At 66.1% G+C, this 3,695-nt stretch carries 4 protein-coding genes; all 4 read right to left on the bottom strand.

Annotation, left to right across the window (positions count from 1 at the left end):
- Positions 1-3: 3 nt before the first annotated feature.
- The 4 genes from EOA36_RS37485 to EOA36_RS30565 all read right to left on the bottom strand — a co-directional run bounded on the left by EOA36_RS37485 (position 4) and on the right by EOA36_RS30565 (position 3,694).
- A complete protein-coding gene (locus EOA36_RS37485) occupies positions 4-147 on the bottom strand; it encodes a hypothetical protein (RefSeq protein WP_189553441.1) in 144 nt (47 codons plus the stop codon).
- Between the two features lie 111 nt (positions 148-258).
- The gene (locus EOA36_RS30575) at positions 259-1,140 is read right to left on the bottom strand and encodes an ABC transporter permease (RefSeq protein ID WP_127280656.1); all 882 of its coding nucleotides are present in this window, start codon (positions 1,138-1,140) and stop codon (positions 259-261) included.
- Positions 1,137-2,096 (bottom strand): ABC transporter permease, encoded by a 960-nt coding sequence (locus EOA36_RS30570; protein WP_127280655.1) that lies wholly within the window; start codon positions 2,094-2,096, stop codon positions 1,137-1,139. The genes EOA36_RS30575 and EOA36_RS30570 overlap by 4 nt, the downstream gene beginning before the upstream one ends.
- Positions 2,097-2,104: 8 nt before the next feature.
- On the bottom strand, positions 2,105-3,694 hold the full coding sequence (locus tag EOA36_RS30565; protein ID WP_245464516.1) for an ABC transporter substrate-binding protein: 1,590 nt from the start codon (positions 3,692-3,694) through the stop codon (positions 2,105-2,107).
- Between the last annotated feature and the right edge of the window lies 1 nt (position 3,695).

The raw sequence follows: 3,695 nt of genomic DNA, 5'->3' as shown, positions 1-3,695 counted from the left end.
GTCCTATAGGCCGAGGAACTGCCGCCCGATCAAGTAGCCCAACGCCGCCGCGACGAGCGGGAACAGCGCCGGCGCGACCCTGCTGAACAAGGGAATGCTCGTGTCCTTGGGCGGCACATAGCGTGCATTGCCGAGATTTTTGGTCATTGCGTACCCCACGCGCACCGATAATTAGCAGATGCTTATTGATGCATGGCCGAATTAACGGGTTGTAAAGAAATTCGATCGAATAGCCGACCATTGCATGGCGCCCACAGCCTATTTGTCGCCTTGTTCGAAAGCGCCGATGCCTTGCGCGATGAGGTTGGTGGCCATGACCAGCGAAATGATCGCCGCCGAATTGAACACCACCACCCACCATTTGCCGCCGGTGAGGAAGCCGTAACCGTCGGCGATCGCCAGCCCCCAGTCGGCCGATGGCGGCTGGATGCCGAGCCCGAGGAAGCTCAGCGTCGCGATCGAGAAGAAGGCGTAGCCGAGCCGGGTGATCAGCTCGATCAGGATGGTCTCGCGCACATTGGGCAGGATTTCCAGGAACATGATCGCCAGCCGCCCCTCGCCGGCCAGCCGGGCGGCGCTGACATAGTCGCGCTCGCGCTGTTCGCGCGCGGCGGTGCGCACGGTGCGCGCCACCAGCGGCGCATAGGCAAGGCCGATCACCGCGATGACGGTGAGGTTGGACGGGCCGATCGCCACCAGCGCCATCGTCACCAGCACGATGAAGGGCAGCGACATGACCGCGTCGAGCAGCCGCGCGCCGACGGCATCGACCAGGTCGCCAAAGGTGCCGAGCACCAGGCCGATGACGCTGCCTGAAGCAACACCCGCCAGCGTCGCCAGCGGCGCCACCAAAAGGATGTCGCGCGAGCCGACGATGATGCGCGAGAGCACGTCGCGGCCGAGCTGGTCGGTGCCGAACCAGTGCACCGCGTCGGGCGGCGTCATCATGGACAGGAAATCCTCGGCATAGGGATCGAACGGCACGAACAGCGCGCCAAACAGCGCGCAGGCGACCCAGAACAGCAGCACCACCGAACCGATCACGGTCGACGGCGCCACATCGGGCATCACGCCGCGCAACCGGCCGATCCAGGAGAGCCTGATGTCGCCGCGCACCGGGGATTGCGCCAGATCGGTCATGGCGCGCTCCGGCGGCGCTGGCGCGGATCGAGCAGCGCCTGCAAGAGATCGCCGATCGCGGCCGTCGACACGAAGATCGCCGCCATCACCAGCACGCCGGCCTCGAGCATCGGAAAGTCGCGCGCCTTGGCGGCGGTCAGCACAAGATTGCCGAGCCCCTGTATGCCGAACAGCGCCTCGATCACCACCAGCCCGCCGAGCAGGAAGCCGCTCTGCGTGGCGATGACGGCGACTGTCGGCACCAGCGCATTGCGCAGCACGTGCTTGAACAGCACCTGCGAGGGGCTCAAGCCTTTGAGGATGGCGGTGCGGGTGTAGTCGGCGCCACGCGCCTCGATCACCCCGGCCCTGGTCATGCGCGCGACATAGCCGATCAGGTTCAGCACCAGCGGCAGCGCCGGCAGGATGAGGTAGTAGCTGGACGTCCAGAAGCCGGAGGCCTGCGGCGCCGCGCCCGTGATCGGAAACCAGGCCAGCCACAGGCCGAAGACCATCAGCAACAATAGGCCGGAGACGAAGTCCGGCACGATGCTGAGCGAGACGCCGGTGAGCACGATCAGCCGGTCGACGAGGCTCCCCGAGCGCAGGCCGGCGGCGACGCCGGCGCCGATACCGATCGGCACGAGAAACAGCAGCACGACGCCGGCCAGTGCCGCGGAGTTCCTGATGCTCTCCAGCACGAACGGCGCCACCGGGGCGCGCATCGACAGCGAGTCGCCGAAATCCCCCGTCATCGCCCGGCTGAACCAGTGCCAGTATTGCGCAAGGATTGGCTGGTCGGTGCCGAGCTTGCGGTTGAGTTCGGCGACCGCCTGCGCATCGGCGAACGGGCCGAGCATGACGCGGCCGACATCGCCGGGCAGCACCTGCCCGGCGAGGAAAACCAGCGCGCTGACCAGCCACAGCGTCAGAAGCAGCGAACCCGCGCGCGCCGCCAGGGGCCTGACGACCGCCATCGAGGCGATCACACGAACGACACCTTGTCGAGCAGCAGATGCGAGATGGCGGTGAAGCGCACGCCCTCGACCTTGGAGGAAACGATGCGGCTGTATTGCGAGAAATAGCTGATGATCAGCGGCGTCTCGTCGAGCAGCAGGGTCTGGATCTTGCCGGCGGCGAGCCGCTGCGCCTGCAGGTCGCGCGCCTTGCCGTAGTCGATGAGCAGCGCATCATAGTCCGCATTGTTGAAATGCGCCGCGTTCCAGGCGCCCGAACTCTTCAGCGTCGCGTTGAGGAAGATGTCGGGCGTGCCGCGATGGCCGAAATCGGTGATGCCGAGATTGGAGTCCAGCCACGGCGAGGAGCCGAATGTCGCCGAGCCGTAATAGGCATCCTGCGGCAGCACGTTGAGCTTGATGTCGATGCCGGCCTTTTTCGCGAAATTCTGGATGATCACCGCATAGTCGGGAATGTCGTAGGCGCGCTCGGTGGTCAGCGTCACCTCGAACCCATTGGGCACGCCGGCCTCGCCGAGCAGGCGCTTGGCCTCGGCGATGTCCTGCTTGCGCTGCGGCACCGACGGATCGGCCGAGGGGAAGATCGGCGCGAACGGCGTGTCGTTGCCGACGATGGCGCGGCCCTTGAGCAGGCCCTTGACCACGGCCTCGCGGTCGATGGTCAGCGCCAGCGCGCGGCGGATGCGCTTGTCGGTGAACGGCGCCTGGTCGGTTCTGAGATGCGCCGGATCATGCGAGCTTGCCTGCACGCTGAGCAGCTTGAAGTTGGGGTTGCCCTCGATCGCCAGCTCCAGCCGCGTGGTGCTCGGGATGACGTCGAGCTGGCCGGCCTGCAGCGCCAGAACCTGCGCCTGTTCGTCGTCGAAGAACTTGATCTCGACGCGGTCGGGCAGCGCCTTGTCGCCCCAATAGTCGGGGTTGCGCACGAAGCTGGCGCCTTGCTTGGGGCGGAAGGACTCCAGCCTGAACGGACCGGTGCCGTTGAAAGTCTTCTCGAAATCGCCGGCATAGTCGGCCGGCACGATGACGGCGTTGTAGACGTCGGAGGAGACATAGAACGGGAAGTTGCTGTTGGACTGGTCGAGATCGAAGGCGACCGTCTCGTCGTCGACGACCTTGGCGCCGCCCTTGGAGAGGATGCCCTTATAGGCCGACAAGGCCGAGGAGCCGCTGGCCGGGTCGACAAGCCGTTCGAAGCTTGCAACCACATCCTTGGCGGTCACGGCGCGGCCGTCGTGGAATTTCACGCCTGGCCTCAGCTTGAAGGTCCAGCGCCTGGCGGTCTCGTCGGCTTCCCAGGACAGGGCAAGCTTCGGCTGCAGCCCGTCCTTGGGATCGTCGAGGATGAGATACTCGCCGACCTGGCTGATCACGCCGATGCTGGCCGGATCGGTGATGGTGACGGGATCGATCGCCTTGGTCGGCTGGCCGAGGCCGACGCGCACCGTGCCGCCGGCAGTCGCCGCGCGCGCCGCACCTAGCGTGAACAGCCCCTGCGAGGCGGCAAAGCCGGTGAGGCCGAGAAGCGCCGCGTATTTCAGCAGGTCGCGGCGCTTGAGGAAGCCCTGTGCGTATTCGTCCACCGCGACATTCCAGATG

The organism is Mesorhizobium sp. M8A.F.Ca.ET.021.01.1.1 (assembly GCF_003998025.1).
Classification (GTDB): Bacteria; Pseudomonadota; Alphaproteobacteria; order Rhizobiales; family Rhizobiaceae; genus Mesorhizobium.
The sequence above is the reverse complement of the archived record's forward strand: the minus strand, read 5'-3'. Positions and strand labels throughout refer to the sequence as shown.